Here is a 23730-nt window from a genome sequence, read left to right on the forward strand (position 1 = left end):
CAATTCTTCTATAACTCTCTTGCTAATTTAGTCGCTTTTACCAAATTAATGAGACTTGGTTTAACCTCTTCCCATTTTCTTGTCTTTAATCCACAATCAGGATTAATCCACAAACGCTCTTTTGGAAGCACTTCAAGCAAAGCTTTTATTTGATTTAGTATCTCTTTGGTATTTGGAATTCTTGGACTATGTATATCATAAACTCCAGGACCAACCTCTTGCTTGTAGCCAACTTTGGCAAAAATTTTAAGCAACTCATTTCCACTTCTAGTAGTTTCAATGGAGATAACATCTGCATCCATTGCTTCTATTGTTTTGATGATGTCATTAAATTCAGAATAACACATATGTGTATGTATTTGTGTACTTGCTTTAGCACTACTAACACTAAGCTTGAAACAATCAACAGCGAATTTTTCATACTCTGCTACATTAACTTCTCTTAGAGGATAGCCCTCTTTAAATGCTGCCTCATCTACTTGTATGATTTTTATACCTGAGTTTTGTAAATCAGCTATTTCATCATTTATACAAAGAGCTAATTGTTTTGCAATTTCGCCTCTTGGTATGTCGTTACGCACAAAAGACCAGTTTAATATAGTAACAGGACCAGTTAACATACCTTTTACTATTTTTTTAGTTTTGTTTTGGGCATAAGTTATCCATTTTACCGTCATTGGCTCTGGTCTGCTTACATCACCAAACAACAAAGGTGGTTTTACACAACGACTTCCATAACTTTGCACCCAACCATTTTTGGAAAATGCATATCCTTTAAGTTGCTCACCAAAATACTCAACCATATCATTTCTTTCAGGTTCTCCATGGACTAAAACATCAATTCCACATTCTTCTTGAAATTTTATACAATTATCTATATAATCTTTAATATCATCTTCATATACTTCTTTACTAATCAAACCTTTTTTGTAAGCATTTCTTACCTGTCTTAGCTCAGAAGTTTGAGGAAAAGAACCAATTGTCGTAGTAGGGAGAATACCATAGTTTAAAATTTGTCTTTGAATTTTTATACGCTCTGCAAAATCTTTTTCTCGCTGAAATTTGCTAATACTTTTAACCCTTTGTTGAACATTTTTATCATGAATCAGAGTTGAAGTTGATTTAGTTTTTAAGCTGTTTTTATTCTCTTGATAAATTTTATTTTCAGTTTCATTTAGCTCTTGATTGTTTGCAAGTTTTGTTATAATAGCAATTTCTTCAAGTTTTTCCAATGCAAAACTAAGCCAACTTTTTATATCTTTATTTAATTTATCTTCATATTTTAAACTAAAAGGAACATGCAATAAAGAGCAACTTGTACCCAAAACTAGCCTATCTTTTGGTATTATAGTGCTAATTTTATTTACAAACTCTAATCTCTCATCAATGTCACTTTTCCAAACATTTCTCCCATCTATAATACCAGCAAATAGTGTTAAATCAGTTTTAGCTATTTTTTCTAAAGCTAATTCATTTTTTTGTCCATATACAAAATCAAGCTCTAAGCCATAAATTGAACTCTTAACTAATTCATCAACGGCTTTTAGTGCCTCTTCAAAATAGGTTGCAAATATAATTTTTATATTTTTTGAAACACTATTTAATTTTTCATAAACAGGCAAAATTTTATCTACTATTTTATCGCCAAAATCTGTAACAAAAATAGGCTCATCAAATTGAACAAAAATCTCATCATCAAGTTTAGAAATTTCCTCCAATAACTCCTCATAAACAACCAAGATATCATTGAGTAATTCAAAACTACAACTACCATCATTAGTTTTTGATAGAGCTAAAAATGTTATAGGTCCTATTAGATTAATTTTAGTTTTTATGCCATTTTCTTTTGCCTCTTTATACTCATTAATAATTTTTTGAGAATTTAACTTAAATTTTGTATTTTTATTAAGCTCAGGCACTATGTAGTGGTAGTTTGTATTAAACCATTTTGTCATTTCAAGAGCTTTAATATCCTTTTGCCCTCTAGCTAAAGCAAAATAAAGCTCAAGTCCATCTAATCCCTTAAATCTATCAGGTATACAACCAAGAGTTATAATGGTATCTAAAACTAAATCATAAAATGAAAAATCATTACTGGAAATAAAATCAATTTGTGCATCTTTTTGATATTTCCAATGTCTTTTTTTAAGAATACTTGCTGTTTTTTCTAGCTCATCTTTTGTAGCTTTTTTTGCCCAAAAATTTTCTAAAACTTTTTTAAGCTCTCTTTGCTCACCTATTCTACCAAAACCTGTTACATAACTTTTTATCATAAGATTTCCTTTGAAAAATTTAAATTTAATTTAAAAAAATGCAAAAATATACTGAATTTTTACAAAACTAAAGATTGAAAATTGAAAAATAAGATTAGAGAAAAAGTGCTAATTGCACATGGGTGTTTGTAGATATTTTTTGTTTAATAATATGTTTTTTTGTGTATTGAAATAGTAAAAATATATTTTGTCATAATATAAATTTTGTAGTAAAAATTTTAAATTTGTCTCTTCATCTATATAGATCAACCATGGGACAACTCATTCTAGCTCCTTCTAAATTAATTTGGAGTGTTATTTTATATTTTTTTTATATTTTTGTCAAGGTTAAATTTCAGATAAGAAAAATACTACTCATTTCTTAAAGTTTGTAAAACATCTATTTGAGTAGCTTTTTTAGCTGGATAATATGATGATAAAGTTACTATTACAAATGCTCCAACGACTATCATAATTAAATCTGTAAATGAGAGTTCCATAGGCAGTTTAGAACTTCCATAAACATCAGCAGGCAAATTTACAATATCAAAACTTCCCAAAAGCCAAGTTCCAAAAAGTCCTAAACTAAGCCCAAAAGCAATTCCGCCTGCACCTATAACCATACCAATATAAAAAAACACTTTTTTAATCTCTTTTTTAGATGTGCCAAGCGACAAAAGAAGAGCTATCTCTTGGCGTCTATTCATAACAGTCATAAGCAGTGAGCTAATTATATTTAAACTTGCTACTAAAATTATTAACATTAAAACTATAAATAAAGCCCTTTTTTCAAGCTCTAGTGCAGAAAAAAAGTTTCCATTTTGCTCCCACCAGCCAATAGCCTTCATCGTACCTGGTAGGTATTCATTAAGCCTCTCTTTGTCTTTAAAAGGATCTTTTGAATACACATGAATTCCATCAAATTTACCATCTTCATAGCTAAGAACCTTGGCTAAATCATTAATATCAACATATATATAGCTTTTATCATATGCGATTAGTCCTGAGCTAAAATCAGATCTAACTTCGAATCTTTTCATTTTTGGCATTAAAGAAAAACCACCGGGGTCTATTTTGGTAAATATAAGAGTTATTTTATCACCTATATCTAACAAAAATTCATCTTTAAGTCCTTTTCCTACCAAACTTCCAAATTTAGTTAAATTTTTATCTTTAATACCATCTTTAACTACTGAGTTTATCTCTTTTTCATCGTCCATATTAACCCCAAAAACCATACTTCCTTCAAGACCATTACCGCTTCTTGCAATAGCTTGTGAGCTTATATATGGGCTAAATTTCATATCTTTAAAATTTTCTTTAAGGTCTTTTAACTCACTATCTGTTATGCCGGCTTTAAAGTGGCCATATATAGTTATTGGGTAATTCATAGTAAAGAGTTTTCTCTCAAATTCCTTATCAAAACCATTCATAATAGCCATAGCTATAATTAGCACCATAAGCCCGATGCTAATACCCAAAAAGGCAAGTATTGCACATAGACTTATAAATGGTTGATTTTTATCAAATCTTAAATATTTTGGAACTAAATACTTTACCAAAACAATCCCTTATCTAGCAAAAGCTCCCTTTTTAGGACCACTTTTTCCATGACAATCTTTATATTTTTTACCACTTCCGCAAGGACAAGGTTCATTTCTTTTCACCTTTCTTTTAGGCATTTGGGCTTCTTCTTCTCTATTAGTAGTTAGCTCTTCTTGATTATTTTGTGAAGCTCTAGCATTCATAGCTTGCTCTTCAGCTTCTATCTCTTCTTTACTTTTAAATTTAATAGATTGAAGTGTTCTTATGCTATCATTTTTAAGCCTTGAAACAAGTTCTACAAATAGATTGTAGCTCTCTTTTTTATACTCTGTAAGAGGATCTTTTTGATTATATCCACGAAGACCAATTCCTGTTTTTAAGATATCCATTTGATAAAGATGCTCTCTCCAATCTCTATCAACTATCTGCAGATATAGCTGTTTTTCTATATTGTTTTTTTGCTCTTCTTCTATAAGACTCATTTTTGCCTCATAGTCATCTTTTAAATCTTTAACTACCATATTTTTCAAAGACTCATAATCCTCAGCTGTATCAAGCTTTTCTAAATCTAAACTTTGACCTATTTCACTTTTAATTTGACCAACTAAGGCATCTACATTGAAATCTTCTTTTTGAATTCCTTCAAAAATTTCAGCACTATCTAATAAATAAGCAACATAATCCTCTCTATTTGAGTTAATTTTTTCACTCAAGTCAAATTCTGGATCTAAAAGCTCATTTCTATATCTATAAACAGTCTTTCTTTGCTCATTTGCTATATCATCATACTCAAGTATATATTTTCTTGATTCAAAATGAAGACTTTCTACTTTCTTTTGAGCATTTTCAACAGCTCTTGTTACCATTTTTGACTCGATACTTTCACCATCTTTTACACCAAGTCTTTCCATGATATTTTTAATTCTATCACTACCAAATATTCTAAGCAAATTATCTTCTAAGCTTAGGAAAAATCTACTCTCTCCAGGATCGCCTTGTCTTCCTGAACGACCACGAAGTTGGTTATCTATACGCCTACTTTCATGTCTTTCAGTTCCTATTATATAAAGTCCACCAAGATCTTTTATATCATCACTAATTTTTATATCAACACCACGACCTGCCATATTTGTAGCAATTGTTACAGCACCTTTTGCACCAGCATCAGCTATTATTTGAGCCTCTTTTTCATGGTTTTTAGCATTTAACACAGAGTGTGGAATTTTCTCTTTTTTCAAAAGTTCGTGAAGTTTTTCACTCTTTTCAATAGACGCAGTTCCAACTAAAACCGGCTGCCCTTTTTCATTTGCTCTTTTTATCTCTTTTATAACAGCATTAAACTTCTCAGCTTCGGTTTTATAAATTAAGTCATTTTGATCAATTCTAATAACTGGAACATTTGTAGGGATTGAAATAACTTCAAGTCCATAAATTTGAGAAAATTCTGCCGCTTCAGTTTGAGCGGTTCCTGTCATACCTGCTAGTTTTTTATAAAGCCTGAAATAGTTTTGAAATGTTATATCCGCTAATGTCTGACTCTCTTCTTGAATTTTAACTCCTTCTTTAGCTTCTAAGGCTTGGTGCAAGCCTTCACTAAATCTTCTACCTTCACTAAGTCTTCCTGTAAATTCATCAACTATTATAACTTCATTATCTTTTACAACATAATGAACATCTTTTTCAAATAGATAGTTTGCTTTTAAAGCTTGATCTAAATAATGACTTAAAACCGCATCTTCAAGACTATATAGATTATCAACTCCAAATAATTTTTCAGCCTTTGTAACACCATCTTCTGTTAAAACTGCTGTTCTATTTTTTTCATCAATTATAAAATCTCCCGTTGGTTTTTCATCTGGATTTTCAGCTATTTTTCCTTTGGTTAACTGTTTTGCTACCTCATTTGCTTTTACATAACCATCTAAAGTTTTATTTGTTGGACCTGAAATGATAAGTGGTGTTCTTGCCTCATCAATTAAAATAGAGTCAACCTCATCAACTATAACAAAGTTATGCTCTCTTTGAACTTTATCTTCAAGTCTAAATTTCATATTATCTCTTAAATAATCAAACCCAAACTCGTTATTTGTTCCATAAGTTATATCTGCATTATATGCATCTTTTCTAGCCCTATCATCATATTCACCACTAACTATAACACCAACGCTAAGACCTAAAAAGTTGTATAAAACTCCCATATCTGTGGCATCTCTTTTTGCAAGGTAGTCATTTACAGTAACAACATGAACACCTTTGCCACTCATAGCATTTAAAACAACAGGAAGTGTAGCAACCAAAGTTTTACCCTCACCTGTTTTCATCTCAGCAATATTTCCATCATGAAGCACCATACCACCTATGATTTGAACATCATAAGGACGCATATTTAAAACTCTTTTACTAGCCTCTCTTACGATTGCAAAAACATCATAAAGCACATCGTCCATGCTTTTGTTTTCGCTTTTAACATCTTCTTTTAAATCCAAAAAGGCTTGTTTTAACTCATCATCATTCATAGCTTCATATTTTGGTTCTAAGTTCTTAACCAGCATAGCTTTTTTTGCATATTGTTTTACAATTCTGTCATTTTTTGTTCCAAATATAGCTTTTGTAAGTTGTTTTATCATTCATCTTGCCTTGTTTAAAATTTTAATCTCTTATTTTATCATATATTAATTTATATTAATTTAAACACGTTAAAATTTTTAAAAAATTAAGGGATATTTAATATGAAAAAAGTTATTTATATATTTTTAGTTTTAGCAACTACCATTTTTGCTAATCCTTTGGATTTTAAAACACTAAAAGGTGATTTTACACAAACTATAACAAACAATGGCAGTAAAATAGAATATAAAGGAAGCTTCATAATAACAAAAGAGCTAGCATTATGGCACTACGAAAGTCCTGCTAAAAAAGATATTTATGTTAGCAAAGAAAAAGCTGTAATGATAGAGCCACTTTTAGAACAAGCCATAATAACATCTTTAAAAGAGACTCCAAATTTAAATAACATCTTAGATAATGCTACAAAAAAAAGCAAAGACTTATATGAAGCAACATATGAGGATATAATCTATAAAATAGAACTAAAAAATAATTTATTAAATAGAATTTCTTACAAAGACAATCTAGACAATAGTGTCGTTATAGATATAAAAAACTTAAAAAAAGATTTAGAGCTTGATGAAACTAACTTGATTCCAATGATACCAAAAGATTATGATGTTGTCTACAATAATTAATCAATGTATAAAAAATTTTCCTCATCATAAAAACTAGCAACATCTAAGCTGGTTTTTATGACTCTTTTTAAATAAGTTGAAAAACTTTCGGTTCTACTATAAACTATACTAAGAGTGTTAGGGTCAATTGCTCTTGAGAGTGCAACGTATAGTTGTCCTTCTGCAAATATATGATTTAAATCACAAACTAAATTTTTTATACTCATACCTTGAGATTTGTGTATAGTTATCCCGTAAGCTAAACGAAGTGGAAACTGATAAAAACTTGCTAACACATTATAACTAACTTCATTTCCATTTAGTTCATACTCGCCTAGATCGTAGCTATTTGGCTCAATATCTATGATCTCACCACTATTTTTTTCAACCTCTATAGATATTATAGCTCCATCTTCTTTTTTGTAATTTCTAATAATACCTTGCTCGCCGTTAAAAAAAGATATTTTATTGTAGGGGTTTTTATACTTGTTTGAAGTAAAAATAACCCTAGTTCCAATTTTAAATTCAAAATTTTGAATAACATTTAGGCTGTTAAGCCATTTATGAAGTTTATCTTTATTTAGAGTGTTATCAAATATCTCATAATAGCCATAGGCTATCTCAAGATTAGATGGCAGACTATAAAGCATCTTTTTATTCAACTCTTCAGCCTCTTTATTCCGTCCAAAAAGAACTGTTTTATTATCACTATCATCGATTTTTGAAGTAAGAAGTTTACTTATATAGTTAATAACCTTACTATCAACATCGCCTACTCTAATACGAGATAAAACCTCATAAAATTCAAGGTCTTTTGTTCTTTTTGATTTTAAAAACTCAACATATTGAAATTTCATATGCTCCCATGAATAAGAGGAAAACGCATATTTAGAATAAAAAATATTTCCATCTTGTATATCACTTTTTTTAATAACTGGTGGAAGCTGATAAAAATCCCCAACAACCAAAAGCCTGCCTTTGAATTCTGAGTTTATTAATCTATAATATATCATATCAAATAGCTCAGATGAAACCATAGATATCTCATCTATAACTATCAAATCACTATTTTTCAAAATTTCTTTTAGCCTTTTTACCCTCTCTTTCGAAGCTTTTCCTCTATCTTGGCGTTTTAACTCGTCAATATTTTTACAAATTCCAAAACAAAAAAATGAGTGGATTGTAACACCACCAATATTTACAGCACTTATGCCTGTGCTTCCTAGTGATATTACAGTTTTATTGTTACTTCTATAATAATCTATAATTTTTTGTGTTGTGTAGCTTTTACCTACACCGCCACCTCCAGTTATAAAAAGATTTGAGGTTTGTAAAATTTCAAGTAGCTTGTTAAACAATAATTGTCCTATCTTGTATAAAATTAGCTTTAATTATACTAAAAGGTTTTAAATTTGAGAAATTTTATATTTATATTCTTTACTATTATTTTCATAAATGGATGCTCAACCAAAACTGCACAGATAGTAACTAGTAATAGCTATAATCTTAAATTAGATTTAAAACAAGATACTAAAATACTTCCAAAACTAAAAAAACAAGAACAATTAGATGGTTCTGTTTTTATGAAAAGATACTTTGGAGTTTGGAATAATACAAAACCAGATACATCTAAAAAAGATGCTTTCTGGGCTTTAAATGTATATAAAAACAGCAAACATAGATCATACTATGGACCAAACAGAAGCACATATAGTGATAAGTTTTTTAAAAATATAAAAGAAAACTCAAGTATAGATGAATTTGGCAAAATATCAAAACCAGCAATCACTTTAAAAAATACATTTTTAAGAAATGCACCTTCGCATGAACCAATATTTAAAAATTTTTCTCATCCTAGTGGGGGCTATCCATTTGATCAATTTTCAAACTCAACTTTAGGCATAAACTATCCACTTTATGTTTCTCATTTTAGTAAAAATAGAGATTTTGCTTTTGTGCAAAATGATACTGTTTGGGGCTGGATTGATGCAAGAGATATTAAAATTTTAAATGAATTTGAAATTAATATGTTCAAAAACTCAAATTTTATAACAATATTAGATGATAGAACTCCAATATTAGATATAGAAGATAACTTCCTTTTTTATGGAAGAGTAGGAACTATACTTATGAATGATAGCAAGGATAAGAGATATTACTACGGAGATGTATTTACGAAAAACGGACTAAAAAGATATAAAATAAAACTTAAGTCAGCTACAACTTGGCCAGCACAAATTAATGATAAACATCTAAAGCAAATAATAGAAGGCATACTAGGCGAACCTTATGGTTGGGGCGGTTTTGAGTATTATAGAGATTGCTCTTTATTTACAAAAGACTTTATGTCAGTATTTGGAATTTGGCTTCCTAGAAATTCAAAAGCACAAGCTTCAATATATAAAACTATAGATTTAAAAAACAAAACAAATGAAGAAAAGCTAGAAATAATCAAAAATCATGGAGAACCATATTTTAGCCTTGTTTATATGCCAGGACATATAATGCTCTATACAGGAGTTATAAAAAATGAGGTTAGTGTAGCACATAATGTTTGGGGATTAAGAACTAACAATAACGGCAGAGCCTTAATAGCTAAAATGGCACTAACAACACTAGAGATAGGAAAAGAAAACAAAGATATACCTAACAGCAACCTACTTTTATCTAAGATAACAAAGTTAGTAATCTTAAGTAACTAAGCCTAAATTTTAGGCTTAGTTTTCATAACAAACCTGTTTGTTTTTTTAAATCTTGAACATATATTTCTCTTAGTTTTTTAGAGTATTTTCCTATTTTGCCATTATTTATTAATTTACCATCAACTTCAACAATTGGAAGTAAAACAAGAGTTGCTGCACTCATAAAAACTTCATCTGCACTATAAAGTTCATCTAACGTAAAATTTCTCTCATCTGTTTTAAGTCCGGCAACTTTTGCAAATTTAAGTAAATTTTTTCTTCTAATACCAGGGAGAATTTCGTTTGATAAAGGCTTGGTTATAAGCACATCATCTTTAACTATAAAAATGCTTGAGCTAGAACCCTCTGTAATGTATCCATTTTCTACCATTATGCACTCAAATGCACCATTTTTCTTAGCCTCTGTTTTTGACATACATTGTGCTAAAAGTGATATTGATTTTATATCTCTTCTTTTCCACCTAATATCTTCAGATGTTATAGCCTTTACGCCAGTTTCTAGATGATCATCATTTATAACATCTTTTTCATAAACAAATGCCATAAAAGTTTGCTCCAAATTTTCTATAAAATGAAACTCTCTTGGTGCAACACCTCTTGTTACTTGTATATAAACAGCACCCTCTTTTAATGTATTCTTAGAGATTAATTCGTATAAAACTTTTAAAATTTCATCCTTTTTTAAAGGAAGTTTTAAGTTTATCTTTGAAAGGCTATTTTCAAATCTTTCAAAAAAATCTTCTATGTTAGTTAAGTGTGAGTTAACTATAGGAACAACCTCATATATGCCATCTCCAAGTAAAAACCCACGATCAAAAACACTAACCCTAGCTTTATCTTTATTCAAAAACTGACCATTTAAATAAACTATATCTTTAAGTTTGCCTGCCATATCTTTCCTTTTTATGATAAAACCGTATTTTACCTAAAATTTCTTTTCTAAGCGATAAATTTTATATTAATTTATAATTTTGTCTTAAAAAATAAGAGAAGTATAAAGATATTTTGAGAATTTTTTGATAAAATAGTATTAAATATATTATCAGGAAGTGATATGAAAAACAAAACTTTAAAAGAAAAGATTATTGAAAGCATGTTTGCTGTATCAAAAAAACCAGTTTTATTCAAAGACCTGCTTGAAGCCAATGCAAGCTTTAATGAAGGTATGCTAGTTGATCCTGGAAAACTAAATTTCAAATTTAGATATGGTAAATCTTATATGATTTTTTCTGTAATTTGCTTTTTGGTATTTATACCTTTTACTATTTTAACTCATGATTTTTTTCAAAAAATTGATTTTCACATATCTATAATTGCTACTATATTGGCAACTTCTGGAGTTTTTGTAACATTTGATATTTTTAAAGCATGGGCTAGAAAATCTCTTACTAAACAACTTATTAAAAAAGCATGGGAAAATCATCTTCCATTTTTCCCATATGAAAAATACTCCACAAAAGTTGAAGAAGTTTATGAAGAAGCGCTTAAAAAAGAGCTTCCAAAAAGAGATTTAGAAAAATATATTTTAGATAGCTTGGTACAAAATGATTAGATACTACTTATATCATCAAATTTTTCACTTATTTTTTTAGAGTTTTTATGTAATATTTTAATTGCGTCTTGTAACTTGGTAGCATAGTTTAAAATAGCACTATTTTGCTTTTTAAATATCTCAAATTCTTTTGAAAGTTCAGCTATATGATGCTTCATTAAATTTGTATTTTTCATAATCTTTTCATCTTTAGTAAAAATATTTATGGAGTGAGTTATAGCCATAAGGGTTGAAGGAGATGCTATAAATACATTTTTTCTACTCATATACTCAAAAATTTCTACCAAATTTGAACAAATATATGTAAAGATTGCCTCACTTGGTAAGAATAAAATAGCATATTCTGTAGTTTCTGGTGGCAGAATATACTTATTTGAGATATCATCTATATGGTTTTTTATATCTCTTATGAATAGCTTTTCATACTTTGATATCTCATTTTTACTATCCTCTGCACTGCTTGCTTCACAAATTTTTTGATAGTTAGTTAGTGGGAATTTTGAATCTATTGGAAGCATAGTTTTGTTTTTAACATATAAAACAGAGTCAACCATTAAGTTGTTTGAAAGTTTCTTTTGAAGCTCATAAAGATTTTTATTATCTCCATAGTTAATCTCCAAAATCTTTTTAAGCTCTATCTCTCCAAAAATACCTCTAAGTTTAATATTACTAAAAATAGAATTTAGTTTTATAACCTGCTCTTTAAGTTTTTCACTTGAGCTGTTTGAATCCTCTAAATCGTTAATCTTCTCTAAAATATTTTGGAATCTTTTATCAAGAATATTCATATTATTGTTTAAATTATTAGTTGTATTTAAACTTGATAAGTTTAAAAATTCATTTATATTTCTATTTAACATAAAAAATTTATCAATAGTTAAATCATTAAAATCATTCATAAAATTTTGATTTACACTATTTTGTTCATTTATCAAGTTAGCTACTTGCTGTTTAAATTTCTCATTTTGTCTAACTATAAATATTATAAGAAAAATAATTATAGAGAAAAAAATAATAATTAGAGCAAATATTATGTATAAACTTAAATTACTAATCATCTATTTTAATCTTTAAAGGCAGTATTATCTCATTTTCAAATTGTAATCTTTTTAACCTATATTTAAGATCATCATTTTCTTCTAATAAGATTGAATGTTTATTTTTAAGTTTATGAATATCTCTACTTATATAATAAATTTCATTCCTTATGTATATTGCAGGAACGAACAAAACAACAAAAACAGCAACTATAATATAAGCAATAAGCAGATCATAAAAAGATAAATTTTTCTCCTGTTTATATCTATTTTCGTAATTTTCTAAAATTTCATCTTGTTTCATTGTTTACCTATCAATCTCAAAAACTCTAAGTTTTGCACTTTTGCTTCTTGAGTTATTTAAAATTTCATCTTTTTTTGCAACGATTGCTTTTTTGCTAATAATTTTTCCAATTGCATTATCTCCACCACATTCACATTTTATAAAAAACTCAGGACAAATACAATTTTTACTCCATTTCTTAAAATAGTTTTTTACCATTCTATCTTCTAATGAGTGAAAAGATATTATAGCCACAATAGCATGTTTTATATCTGAGTTTTGTATCGTTGTTAGTAAGCTTTCAAGCTCTTCTAGCTCTTTATTTACCTCTATTCTAATGGCTTGAAATGCCAAAGTAGCTCTACTTATACCGCTATTTCCCCTAACTGGATTAAGACCTATTAAATTTGCTAACTCTTTAGCGCTTGTTATCTCTTTTTTAGCTCTATAATCAACTATTTTTTTAGCGGTATTTCTTGCATCTTTTAATTCACCATACTCCTTAAAAATTTCTTCAAGCCTGTCTTGTGTGTAGTTGTTGACAACGAATTTAGCGTCCAAACTACTTTCTTTATTCATTCTCATATCTAAAACATCACTTTTTACAGAAAAACCTCTATCATTTTTATCTAAATGAAGAGAAGACACTCCAATATCAGCTAAAATTCCCCTAACACTTTTTAGATCAATATTTTTGACTAAATTTGAAAATGTTGTTTTATGCATCTCTATTCTACCGTTATATTTTTCTAATCTTTTTTTAGAGTAGTTAATAGCCTCTTCATCTCTATCGCAAGCTATTATTTTAATATTTTTGTTATTATTTAAGATAGCTTCGCTATGTCCACCATATCCAAGAGTACAATCAACTATAACTCCATCTTCAATATCCTTAAAGGCATCTAAAACTTCATTTATCAAAACTGGTATATGTATCAAATATTTTTAACCTTTGATTTTAAATTTCTTAGTATAATAACAAACAAAAGTTTAAAAAGGTCTAATTTGGAAATAGAAAAACATATTGAAACAATTCAAAAACTCTCACTATCTATGTTTAGAAAAAACTTTTTTGGTATATTTCACGGCTCTGTTTCTGCTAAAATTGCACAAAATAAATTTCTTATAAATAAAAAATATGCAATATTTGATAATATTACAAAGAATGATTTAGTGGTTTTATATGATAAAAAAGATTATAGGTGGAATGAAGCTAGTATTGATAGTGAAATTCATCTCAATATTTATAAAAATATATTTGAAGCCAAATATATTGCCTTTGCAATGTCTCCATATACTGTGAGTTACTCTTTAAATCATAGTTATATAATGCCAAAAGATTTTTTTGGTGAAGAGAAATTTGGCAAGATAAAAATATATGATCCTAAGAATTTTGATGATTGGTATGAAAGAGCTCCATATGAAATTTGCAATCATATGATAAATGAGAAGACAAATATAATGATTATAAAAGGGTATGGAGTTGTCGCATACAGTAGAACCGCGCAAGAGCTTGTAAAAGATATAGCACTGCTTGATAATAGTTGCAAAATTTTACAATATGAGAAAATTTATAGTTAATGACCAACTAACAAACTGTTAGTTGAAAAAAATTTGATTATTATCGCCTATTTTAAGCTATTTTAAGTTTAAATTCAGTAAAATATTTCAATACTTGTTAGTTAGTGATAAAAAAGGAAATAAATGATAAATTGGATGCAAAAAAATAAAAAGTATCTTATACCAACCATTTGGGTAAGTACTATAGCATTTGTTGGTGCTGGATTTGTTGGTTGGGGTCAATACAGCTTAAACAAAAACAAAAGCACAGCAGTTGCAAAAGTAGGAAATACTCCAATAACGATTAAAGAATTTCAACAAAAATATAATAATCTTTACAATTTTTTTAGTGCAATTGGCGGGGGAATGACTCAAGAGCAAGCTGATAGTATGAATCTTGAGCAAATTGCATTAAATAGCTCTATTCAAGATACTATGAGATTAAATTTTGCACACGACTTAGGAATTGGTGGAAGCGATAAAGATATAGCAAATTATCTTATTAGCATGTCTGAATTTCAAAGAGATGGCAAATTTGATGAAGATTTATATAAAAGTTCGCTTGCAAATCTAAGAATTAAACCAGTTGATTTTGAAAAAGATTTGAAAAAAAATATTATAGCAGATAAACTTTCTCATGCACTAAACATTCCTACTAACGATAAAGATTTAGAACTACTAGCCAGTGCTTACTTTATGCAAGATAGATTATCAATTGATGTGATTGAGGTCAAACCTGAAAATATAACTGCAAGCATGGATGAGATTAAAAAATACTGGCAAGAAAATAAAGATAAATACAAAACTATAAAAAGCTATGATATAGACACCTATTTTATTTCTATAGATAACGTAGTAGTTAGTGATGAAGATATTAAGAAATATTGGGAAGAAAATAAAAACCAATATATAAGCAGCGATGACAAACTTATGGAATTTGAAGAGGCAAAAGATAAAGCCACAAAAGACTACAAATTTGACGCTGTAAAAAGTGATTCTCTAAAAAAATATCTATCCTTAAAAAAAGAAGAAGATTCTACAACAGATAAAATGTCTATATTTGAAAATGATATAGAATTCCCTATAGAAAATTTAAAAGATAAAGAAGTTGGCGAGTTTATAAAACCTTTTATATATAAAAATGGTTATCTAATAGCAAAAATAAGCAAAGTAAATGAACCAAAAGCAATGGAATTTGAAAAGGCAAAAGAGCTAGCAGAGGCTGACTATAAAGATCAAAAAGCAAAAGATGATTTAGAAAAACTCGCTATCAGTTCTTTAGAAAATTTCAAAGGCAAAGATATCGGCTTTGTATCAAGAGATACAACAAAAAGTTTTGATAATATTTCAGAAGGAGAATTTGCCATTTTCTTAAATGAATTATTTAGCACAAACAACAAAACAAAAGGGTATGCAAAACTTGAAAATAAAGCTATATTATATGAAATAACAGATCAAAAATTAGCGAATGCAGAAATTATTAATGAAAATAAATCTATTTTGGAAGAAAATGCTTTTAGTTTAAAAAATAATCAATTGCAACAAGATTTATTAAATTTACTACAAAAAAGATATAAAGTAGAATACTATTATAAAGGTAGCAATCTTGAATAATTCTTTTATACTAGGTCTAGATATAGGCTCTGTTGATATAACAGCGGCTATAGCTAAAGTTGGAGATGATGGGTTTTCTATAAGCGGTATAGGAAAAGTTAAAACATCTGGACTTAGAAGAGGTGCTGTTACAAATATTGAGCAAGCATCTATATCTATTAGAAAAGCTGTACTTGAAGCTCAAAAAAGTGCAGGAGCAATACCTGATCACATAATAGTATCTATTTCAGGAGCTTGTGCAAAAAGTGAAAAATCTGTAGGTATAGTAAGTGTTCCTAGCCAAGAGATAACTCTAAATGAAATTAAAAGAGCTATGCAAATGGCTGAAGATAATACTATTTTAGAAAAAGATCAAATTATACTACACGTATTACCTTATGACTTTAAAGTTGATGGTCAAGAACATATTGAAGATCCTATCGGAATGAGCGGTTCAAGACTTGAAGTATGTACTCACGTTATAACTGCCAATGAAAATTCAGTTAAAAATCTAATAAAAGCAACCCAAATGGCTGGTCTTAATATAGATAATATGGTGTTAGCTGGTTATGCTTCAGCCATATCTACAATAAATAAGGATGAAAAATCCTTAGGTGTTGCAGTTATGGATCTAGGTGGATCAACTTGTGATATAGTTATACATCTAGGCAATTCAATTATATATAATTATACCTTACCTATAGGCTCTTCTAGTATAACAAGTGATTTATCACATGCTTTAAATACTCCTTTAAGTAGTGCTGAGGAGTTAAAACTTAATTATTCAAAAATAGTTACAGAAAATCAAAAAGAACTTAATATCCCAACTATGGGGGAATCAAGCTCTAAACATACTGTTAGTTTAGATATCGTTACAAATGTAATCTATGCGAGAATAGAAGAGACATTAATGCTTCTTGCTAAAAAATTAGAATCTAGCGAACATATGAAACATTTAGGGGCTGGAATAGTTCTAACTGGAGGAATGTCTAAGCTTGATGATATAAGAAATCTAACATCTGCTATATTTGATAATATCCCTGTTAGAGTTGCAAAACCGAGAAAAGTTGAAGGGCTATATGAGATATCAGAAGATCCTTCTAATTCTTGTGTAGTTGGGCTTTGTTTATACGGAGCTGGCGAATTTACACCTTATGAAGTGGATTCAAATGGCGAATTAAAATATAAAGAAAATAATAGTATAAAAAGCAATCACAGAATTGCAAACCAAAAAAATGAAAAAATAAGCAATTCTCAAATAAATGATGAGAAAAAAAGCAGTCCTGAAGAAGGCTTAACCAACTTACCAGAACTTAGAAAAAATGATAAAAATAGTAGTTTTTTTGTAAAGTTATGGAATAGATTAACACAATTATTTTAAAAAGGATGAAGAGTATGAAAGGATTTAGTGTGGAAGAAAATAGAGGCGTATATGGAGCCAAAATGAAAGTAATAGGCGTCGGTGGTGGCGGCGGAAATATGATAAACCATATGATAAGAGAAGGTTTTGACAGAATTGATTTAATAGTTGCCAACACAGATGCGCAAGCACTTGATTCATCCTTAGCAAAGACAAAAGTTCAGCTTGGTGAAGTAAGAACAAAAGGTCTTGGTGCAGGTATGATACCAGAAGTTGGAAAAGAATCAGCCGAAGAAAGCTACGATATCATAAAAGATGCACTAGAATACTCTGATATAGTATTTATCTCATCTGGTCTTGGCGGTGGAACTGGAACCGGAGCTGCTCCAATTGTTGCTAAAGCCGCAAAAGAAAATAAAGCTTTAACGATTGGTGTTGTAACAACTCCATTTAAATTTGAAGGTAAAAAAAGATTAGCCCTAGCGCAAGAGGGGATAGAAGAGCTTAAAAAAGAGTGTGATTCTATACTTGTAATACCGAATGAAAAATTACTAAGCTTAATTGATAAAAAAGCAGGTATCAAAGAGGCTTTTAAAATGGTTGATGATGTATTAGCAAGAGCTGTTAATGGCATGACTTCAATCATTTTAGACTCCGGCGATAGCGATATCAATCTTGATTTCTCTGATGTTAAAAAAATTATGAGCCACAGAGGCTTGGCACTTATGGGTGCAGGAGTTAGTGAAGGTGAAGACGCAGCTATAGAAGCTGTTCAAGATGCTATTCAATCACCCCTTTTAGATGATATGAAGATAAATGGTGCAATGGGAATTTTAATACATTTTAGAATTCATCCATCTTGCTCTTTGCTTGAAATAAGTGAGGCTGTAGGTATAGTCGAAGAAGTTGCTGATGATAATGCTGATATTATTTTTGGAACTACTTCAGATGATACAATAGAAAATAATAGAGTTGAAGTTACCTTAATCGCAACTGGTTTTGAAGGCGAAAAAAAAGTAAAGGAAGTTATAAACAACGAAAATAATTCTAATATGAATGAAACAACGCAACAAATAAGTATGAGAAAATTAAGAAAAGTTAGTGGTGGTTTTGATAGTGATGATATCTATGATGAGCTAGAACAACCTGCTTATCTTAGAAATAAAATGGACTAATTAAAAACTACATATTCTTTTATTCTTTAAAGAGATATCAAATTACTGATATCTCTTTTTTTATTAATGTAAAAAGTGTCTTATATATAAAATAAAACTAAAGTTTTAGTTATAATATTAAAATTAATATAATAATAAAAAATCTACTAAGTATTTAAATTTTAATTTCATATGCTGATTCATAATTTCCAAATCAATAATTAAATATTCATGGAAATAAAAAATTAACTATGGTTATTATTAATATATTTTAAATTTATGTTGGTTGTTCTTTTGCATTAAGATTTTTTAATTTGCTTATTTTTTAAATCATGTTAAGATTCTTACATATCTATATCGCTATTTTATAAGTTTAATACCAATGATATTTTAGTATTAAACTTACTATTATAAAAACTAACCCAAACTCTTTGCGATATTAATCAAAATGGTTTTGAAATTAACAAACTTTTTATTTTATGGTTCTATTGAATCAAAGTGTTAATTTTTATTTGGAATATACTATATTTCTATTACAAAGGTAAAAATAGAAGCGATGCTTATGGGTAATTAACAAATTTAAAAATGCTAAAAGGATTAGAATTAGATATTAAAAATTTAAAAGTAATGTTAATAAAAAGAACACATATAAAGTTCGATAAAATATACAATTATAATAAGACTTCTACAAATAACACAAATACAATATCAGCATATAGAAAAAATGTATGGTAGGTATTATATATCTTTGTTTTATTAGCGATATAAAATTATTAAATCTTTAAATTAAATGTTAAAATATAATTTTAATAAAATAGTTAAATAAATGGAAAATATTATTATAATCAAATAAAGGTTATAAAAATTTAACAATAAATTCTAAAAAGAGAGGTAGAAAATCAAAATCTCATAGATTTTTTAACTAACAAAATGCTATACTTGCAGAAAAAGCAAAAATTAAAAGAAAGATATTGCAAAAAATTATCAAGCAAAGAAATAAAATATAAGTCTAGATAGATATTTAAATATTAAAATACTCTAATATTATGTACAGATAAATTTAAAGTATATAAAAATTATATACTTTAAAATAATATAGAGTTTTCTCATTAAAAAATAGAAAAGAGTAAAATAATTTATCATGTACAAAATTTTAATAAATATAATAATAGATTAAAGAGATTTGTAAGTAATTTTAATTGAGTCATAACTAAATCTTGAGTTTTATATAGAATTATTTAATTTATTATATACAATTAACTTTAATATATCTGAATTAAACATTAAAATATATTATTAAGTTTTTGTAATAATAAAACAAAAATAACAAATAAGGATATGATATTATAAGTAGCTTAGTGATTAATTTAAACAAACTATACAATAAAATCATATCTTGTAAAATAAAAAAATGTATAATACAAGAATAGGTTTTTGAAAAACAAATAATATTAAATAATTTATTCAAAACAAGAGAAAATTTACTATAATACAATTAGAAAAATAAAAAAAGCAGAGAATAAAAAATGAGTAAATCAGAACAATTAACACAAAATAAAATATACTCTAATAATGTTACCATACTTGATAGGTATGAGTGTTTAAGTCTTGGTGCAACTACTGTAAAATCTTTAATTGACTCAAATATAATAAAAAAATATAAAGTAAATAAAGATATTGCCAAGAAAAAACCAGATGTTTTAATAATAAATAAAGAAAAAGAAGTAGTAATTTATCTTGAACAAAAAGTGCCACATAAATTTAAAAGTGAAAATGATATAAAAAGAGCTATAAATCAAGAATTATCAGTTGCAAAAGCAATTAATTCTTTAATTTATATTGTTAGTGATGGAGAGTCGTATATTTGGATAAATCCCAAAACAGGAAATCCTATATTAGACGAAAATGGCAATGAGATTAATTTAGCAATAAGACCAAAAGAAAACGAGAAGGAGATAGCAACTCTTGTAAATAATATTTCTCAATCTATTAGCTCTACTAATGACAAAATATTAAAAAAAGAATATTTAGACCCAACAACTTTAGCCGTAAAAATTAATAGAATACTTGTAAATCTAACTTTTGCATCAGCTAAAATGTCGTTATATACATTTGTAGAATTATTTTTATTTAAATATTTATCAGATATAAATGTTTTAAAAGGAGATAGTTCCTTTTCTCATATTGTAAATATGTATTCAGACGATTACAAAAAAAGAGACCCAGATATTACAGATGCTAAAATATTAGGTAAATATATAGATGGAGCAAGGGAGACTATGAAAAAATTATTTCCTGAAGCTAATGATGGCACTAGTATTATAAATGGTCAAGTTTTTCATATAGAAAAAGATGATTTTAATAACTATATTAGTAAAGATAATACAGATGAAATATTTAAAAAAGTCATATTAGAGTTTTATAAATATGAAAAAGAAAACGGAAAATTTTTGAATATTAGTACAGATTTTAAATCAAAATTATTTGAAACTTTTATGAAAAACAGTAATGAAAAGTCTGATATGGGTCAGTTTTTTACGCCATTAAAAATTGTCAATGAAATGATTTCTATGGTTGATATAAATAAAGGAATGAAAATATGTGACCCAGCTTGTGGTGTAGGAAAATTTTTACTTGAGTCAATAGATGACAAAATGTCTGATTACTATAAATATGAAAAAGGTAATTTAGAGCAGAATATAGAGATTATAGGTTATGACAAAATGATGTCTGAGAGAGATGATTTAACTATAATTTTAGCAAAAGCAAATATGTTAATTTATTTTTCTGAATTGTTTAAAAAAAACAATTCCCTATCAGATGTAAAAAAAATATCTCAAAGTTTATTAGATAAATCTTTTTATCTTCATAAAACAATGTTAGGAACTCTAGGAGAATTAGAAAAAAATAAATATGATTTAATTCTTGCTAATCCACCTTATTATCAAAGTAAAATAATGATGGAGAATGCCAAAAATACTGGGAATTATAATTTAGGCGGTAGTGGTGTTGAAAGTTTATTTTTAGAATGGATATTAAAATCATTAAAATATGGTGGGGTAGCAAATATTGTACTTCCTGATGGTATATTCTCAAATTATGCAAATAAAAAAATAAAAAAATATATTATAAATAATTTTTATATAGAAAGTATTATATCACTACCAGTTGGGGCATTTTTCAATACACCTAAGAAGACATATATTTTAACATTAAAAAAGAAAACAGAGGATGAATTAAATAATAATATACATCAAAAATATCCTGTATTTACATATATTGCAAATACAATAGGTGAAACACTTGATGTATATAGATTTGATAATTATGATAGTGATTTAAAAGAAGCTGTAACAAAATATAACTTTTATAGAAAAGGTGATAAAAATAATATTGTAGAACCTATTAAATCATATATTAAAAATGATAAAAAGCTGAAGTTAATTAATATAGACGAATTTAACGAAAATAAATCTTGGATAATTGAAAATTGGTGGACAGAAGAAGAAAAAATTGATATAGGACTTAAAAAGGCAAAAAATATTGTAACAGTAGATGAATTTCAAGATTTATTGGAAGATATGATTGTATCCTTAAAAGACTTTAAGGAGGAATTAGAATGGCTAAAATAAGTTACGTTGAAAAACAAATTTTAGATATATGTGATATAATACCTGAAAATCATAAATATACTAAAAACTATATTAATAATAATAAAGGGGAATATCCCGTATATTCCGCAAATACAAATATGCCTTTTGGCTATATTAGTGATTATGATTTTGAGAATGAAGAAGTTTTTTGTGTTGTCAATTATGGTGATTCTGGTAAAACATACAATATTACTACGAATAGGTTTTCTATAGGTCGAAATGTATGTGGAGTAAAGATTAAGGAAGAATATAAAAGTGTTCTTTCGCTTGAATTTATTAGATTAATGGCAGAGCAAAAGTTTCTTTTAAGGGTAAAAGGGTCAAAACAAAAAAATTTAAACCAAACCCTTGTAAAAACAACAGAAATAAATATTCCAGTTAATGAAGATGGTGATTTTGACATTGAAAAACAAAAAGAAATTGTAAAAAAATATAATATTATAGAAGATAAAAAATTAGAATTAAAAGAAAAATTAGATTATATAAATAGTGTTGAAGTAGATTTTATGGCTAGTAATGAAGAAAAAAGAACTATTATTTTGCCATTTGAAGAATTGTTTGAAATAGAAAGAGGAAAAGTAATTTCTCAAATGTATATAAATAATAATAAAGGTGATTATCCAGTATATTCTACACAATTAGATATGCCTTTTGGCTACATTAATAACTTTATGTATGATGGAAAATATCTTATATGGAATACTGATGGTCTTGGTGGTTATATTAGAAATATTGAAGGTAAATTTTCTATTACAAATATTGTTGGTATAATGAAATTGAAATCTGAATATTATGATACTGTTAATTTAGAGTATATTAGAAGAATATTACAACCTATTTTTAGACAAAATACTAAAGGTAGAGAGGGTATTAAAGGTAAAAATGAATATACAAAAATAAATAGTACAATGATAAAAAATTTAAATATAAAAATAGAATTTCCCGCAACTAAAGATGGAAAAATAGATTTAGATAAACAAAATGCAATTGTAAAAAAATATGATTTAATTGATGAAATGAAACAAAAAATAACTGATAAAGGTTTACCTTTTACACTTGCAAATGTTGAGTTAGATGGCTTAACTCCATATATATATATATATATATATATAAACGTTAGCGAATTATTTAATATAGTTAGAGGAAAAAGTAAATACACGAAAACATATTGTAAAAATAATTACGGACAATATCCAGTTTATTCAGCAGATAATTATTCGCCATTATCATATATGAATACTTATGATTATAGTGGAAAGTATTTATCTGTTTCTGTTAATGGTATAGCTGGAGTAATGAAAATTTTCAATGAAAAATTTTCTATAAATGCTGACAGAGTTATTTTAATTCCTAAAATGGAAAATATAAATTTAGAATATGTATCTAATGTATTAGAGTACAGGTTAAGAGATATTGCAAAGGGAAGAAAAGGAATAGGTCGCAAAAATGAATTTACAAAATTAACCAAAAATATGATTGACGATATAAAAATACCTATACCATTTAATTGCTATGGAGATATAGATGGCGATATTCAAATTGAAATATCAAAACAATATAATCAAATTTTAAAAATTAAAGATATTTTAGTAAAAAAAGCAGACGATATTATAAATACAGAAATAAAATTTTAAATAAAAATAATGTAATACAAGTATTAGCTGGAATAATAAATAAAAATTCTTATTCTTTTTTTGCTCAAAATTAGGAGAAAGTATTATAAGAATAAGGAATAATTATATAAAGTATAATAAAATATGTAAATGTAATAGTTGAAATAATAAAAGTATTATGCTTATATATTAATTTTACAAA

Annotated in this window: 17 protein-coding genes; 9 read left to right on the plus strand and 8 right to left on the minus strand. The window is 27.3% G+C overall.

Going from position 1 to position 23730, the window contains the following annotated elements:
* Positions 1 to 8: 8 nt before the first annotated feature.
* The 3 genes from metE to secA all read right to left on the minus strand — a co-directional run bounded on the left by metE (position 9) and on the right by secA (position 6424).
* Positions 9 to 2273, minus strand: coding sequence for a 5-methyltetrahydropteroyltriglutamate--homocysteine S-methyltransferase (metE, locus tag CBLAS_RS05635; protein ID WP_106871726.1), 2265 nt, complete (start codon positions 2271 to 2273; stop codon positions 9 to 11).
* 350 nt (positions 2274 to 2623) lie between these two features.
* Positions 2624 to 3820 carry an ABC transporter permease gene (locus CBLAS_RS05640; RefSeq protein ID WP_172658230.1) on the minus strand — a complete coding sequence of 399 codons (1197 nt, stop codon included), beginning with the start codon at positions 3818 to 3820 and terminating at the stop codon, positions 2624 to 2626.
* Positions 3821 to 3823: 3 nt separating this feature from the next.
* Positions 3824 to 6424: a preprotein translocase subunit SecA gene (secA, locus tag CBLAS_RS05645; protein WP_106871730.1), complete on the minus strand. Its 2601-nt coding sequence runs from the start codon at positions 6422 to 6424 to the stop codon at positions 3824 to 3826.
* 102 nt (positions 6425 to 6526) lie between these two features.
* Here secA and lolA point away from each other — a divergent pair, with 102 nt between their 5' ends.
* Complete coding sequence (gene lolA, locus CBLAS_RS05650) at positions 6527 to 7042, plus strand: LolA-like outer membrane lipoprotein chaperone (RefSeq protein WP_106871732.1); 516 nt, start codon at positions 6527 to 6529, stop codon at positions 7040 to 7042.
* Here the strand turns inward: lolA and CBLAS_RS05655 are convergent.
* Positions 7039 to 8379: an ATP-dependent DNA helicase gene (locus CBLAS_RS05655; protein ID WP_106871734.1), complete on the minus strand. Its 1341-nt coding sequence runs from the start codon at positions 8377 to 8379 to the stop codon at positions 7039 to 7041. The two genes, lolA and CBLAS_RS05655, sit on opposite strands and share 4 nt — an antisense overlap.
* Before the next feature lie 54 nt (positions 8380 to 8433).
* On the opposite strand from CBLAS_RS05655, the gene CBLAS_RS05660 reads away from it, so the two are divergent.
* Complete coding sequence (locus CBLAS_RS05660; protein WP_106871736.1) at positions 8434 to 9723, plus strand: SH3 domain-containing C40 family peptidase; 1290 nt, start codon at positions 8434 to 8436, stop codon at positions 9721 to 9723.
* 22 nt (positions 9724 to 9745) lie between these two features.
* Here CBLAS_RS05660 and CBLAS_RS05665 read toward each other — a convergent pair whose 3' ends face one another.
* Positions 9746 to 10615 (minus strand): D-amino acid aminotransferase, encoded by an 870-nt coding sequence (locus tag CBLAS_RS05665; protein WP_106871739.1) that lies wholly within the window; start codon positions 10613 to 10615, stop codon positions 9746 to 9748.
* 162 nt (positions 10616 to 10777) lie between these two features.
* On the opposite strand from CBLAS_RS05665, the gene CBLAS_RS05670 reads away from it, so the two are divergent.
* Complete coding sequence (locus CBLAS_RS05670; RefSeq protein WP_106871741.1) at positions 10778 to 11275, plus strand: hypothetical protein; 498 nt, start codon at positions 10778 to 10780, stop codon at positions 11273 to 11275.
* Here the strand turns inward: CBLAS_RS05670 and rmuC are convergent.
* The 3 genes from rmuC to rsmH all read right to left on the minus strand — a co-directional run bounded on the left by rmuC (position 11272) and on the right by rsmH (position 13534).
* Positions 11272 to 12210 carry a DNA recombination protein RmuC gene (gene rmuC, locus CBLAS_RS05675; protein WP_157940027.1) on the minus strand — a complete coding sequence of 313 codons (939 nt, stop codon included), beginning with the start codon at positions 12208 to 12210 and terminating at the stop codon, positions 11272 to 11274. The two genes, CBLAS_RS05670 and rmuC, sit on opposite strands and share 4 nt — an antisense overlap.
* Before the next feature lie 115 nt (positions 12211 to 12325).
* Positions 12326 to 12616, minus strand: a complete 291-nt coding sequence (locus CBLAS_RS05680) for a hypothetical protein (protein ID WP_106871745.1) — start codon at positions 12614 to 12616, stop codon at positions 12326 to 12328.
* A 3-nt stretch (positions 12617 to 12619) separates the two neighbouring features.
* The gene (gene rsmH / locus CBLAS_RS05685; RefSeq protein WP_106871747.1) at positions 12620 to 13534 is read right to left on the minus strand and encodes a 16S rRNA (cytosine(1402)-N(4))-methyltransferase RsmH; all 915 of its coding nucleotides are present in this window, start codon (positions 13532 to 13534) and stop codon (positions 12620 to 12622) included.
* Between the two features lie 66 nt (positions 13535 to 13600).
* On the opposite strand from rsmH, the gene CBLAS_RS05690 reads away from it, so the two are divergent.
* The 6 genes from CBLAS_RS05690 to CBLAS_RS05715 all read left to right on the plus strand — a co-directional run bounded on the left by CBLAS_RS05690 (position 13601) and on the right by CBLAS_RS05715 (position 23549).
* A complete protein-coding gene (locus tag CBLAS_RS05690; protein ID WP_277620704.1) occupies positions 13601 to 14176 on the plus strand; it encodes a class II aldolase and adducin N-terminal domain-containing protein in 576 nt (191 codons plus the stop codon).
* Positions 14177 to 14299: 123 nt separating this feature from the next.
* Positions 14300 to 15769, plus strand: coding sequence for a peptidylprolyl isomerase (locus CBLAS_RS05695; RefSeq protein ID WP_106871751.1), 1470 nt, complete (start codon positions 14300 to 14302; stop codon positions 15767 to 15769).
* Positions 15762 to 17129, plus strand: a complete 1368-nt coding sequence (ftsA, locus tag CBLAS_RS05700) for a cell division protein FtsA (RefSeq protein ID WP_106871753.1) — start codon at positions 15762 to 15764, stop codon at positions 17127 to 17129. Before CBLAS_RS05695 ends, ftsA begins: the two co-directional genes overlap by 8 nt.
* A gap of 14 nt (positions 17130 to 17143) precedes the next feature.
* Positions 17144 to 18283 (plus strand): cell division protein FtsZ, encoded by a 1140-nt coding sequence (ftsZ, locus tag CBLAS_RS05705; protein WP_106871755.1) that lies wholly within the window; start codon positions 17144 to 17146, stop codon positions 18281 to 18283.
* Between the two features lie 1505 nt (positions 18284 to 19788).
* Positions 19789 to 21894 (plus strand): HsdM family class I SAM-dependent methyltransferase, encoded by a 2106-nt coding sequence (locus CBLAS_RS05710; protein WP_106871757.1) that lies wholly within the window; start codon positions 19789 to 19791, stop codon positions 21892 to 21894.
* Positions 21882 to 23549, plus strand: coding sequence for a restriction endonuclease subunit S (locus CBLAS_RS05715; protein ID WP_106905677.1), 1668 nt, complete (start codon positions 21882 to 21884; stop codon positions 23547 to 23549). Before CBLAS_RS05710 ends, CBLAS_RS05715 begins: the two co-directional genes overlap by 13 nt.
* Positions 23550 to 23730: the final 181 nt, after the last annotated feature.

Origin of the sequence: Campylobacter blaseri, assembly GCF_013201895.1 — a bacterium.
Classification (GTDB): Bacteria; Campylobacterota; Campylobacteria; order Campylobacterales; family Campylobacteraceae; genus Campylobacter_B; species Campylobacter_B blaseri.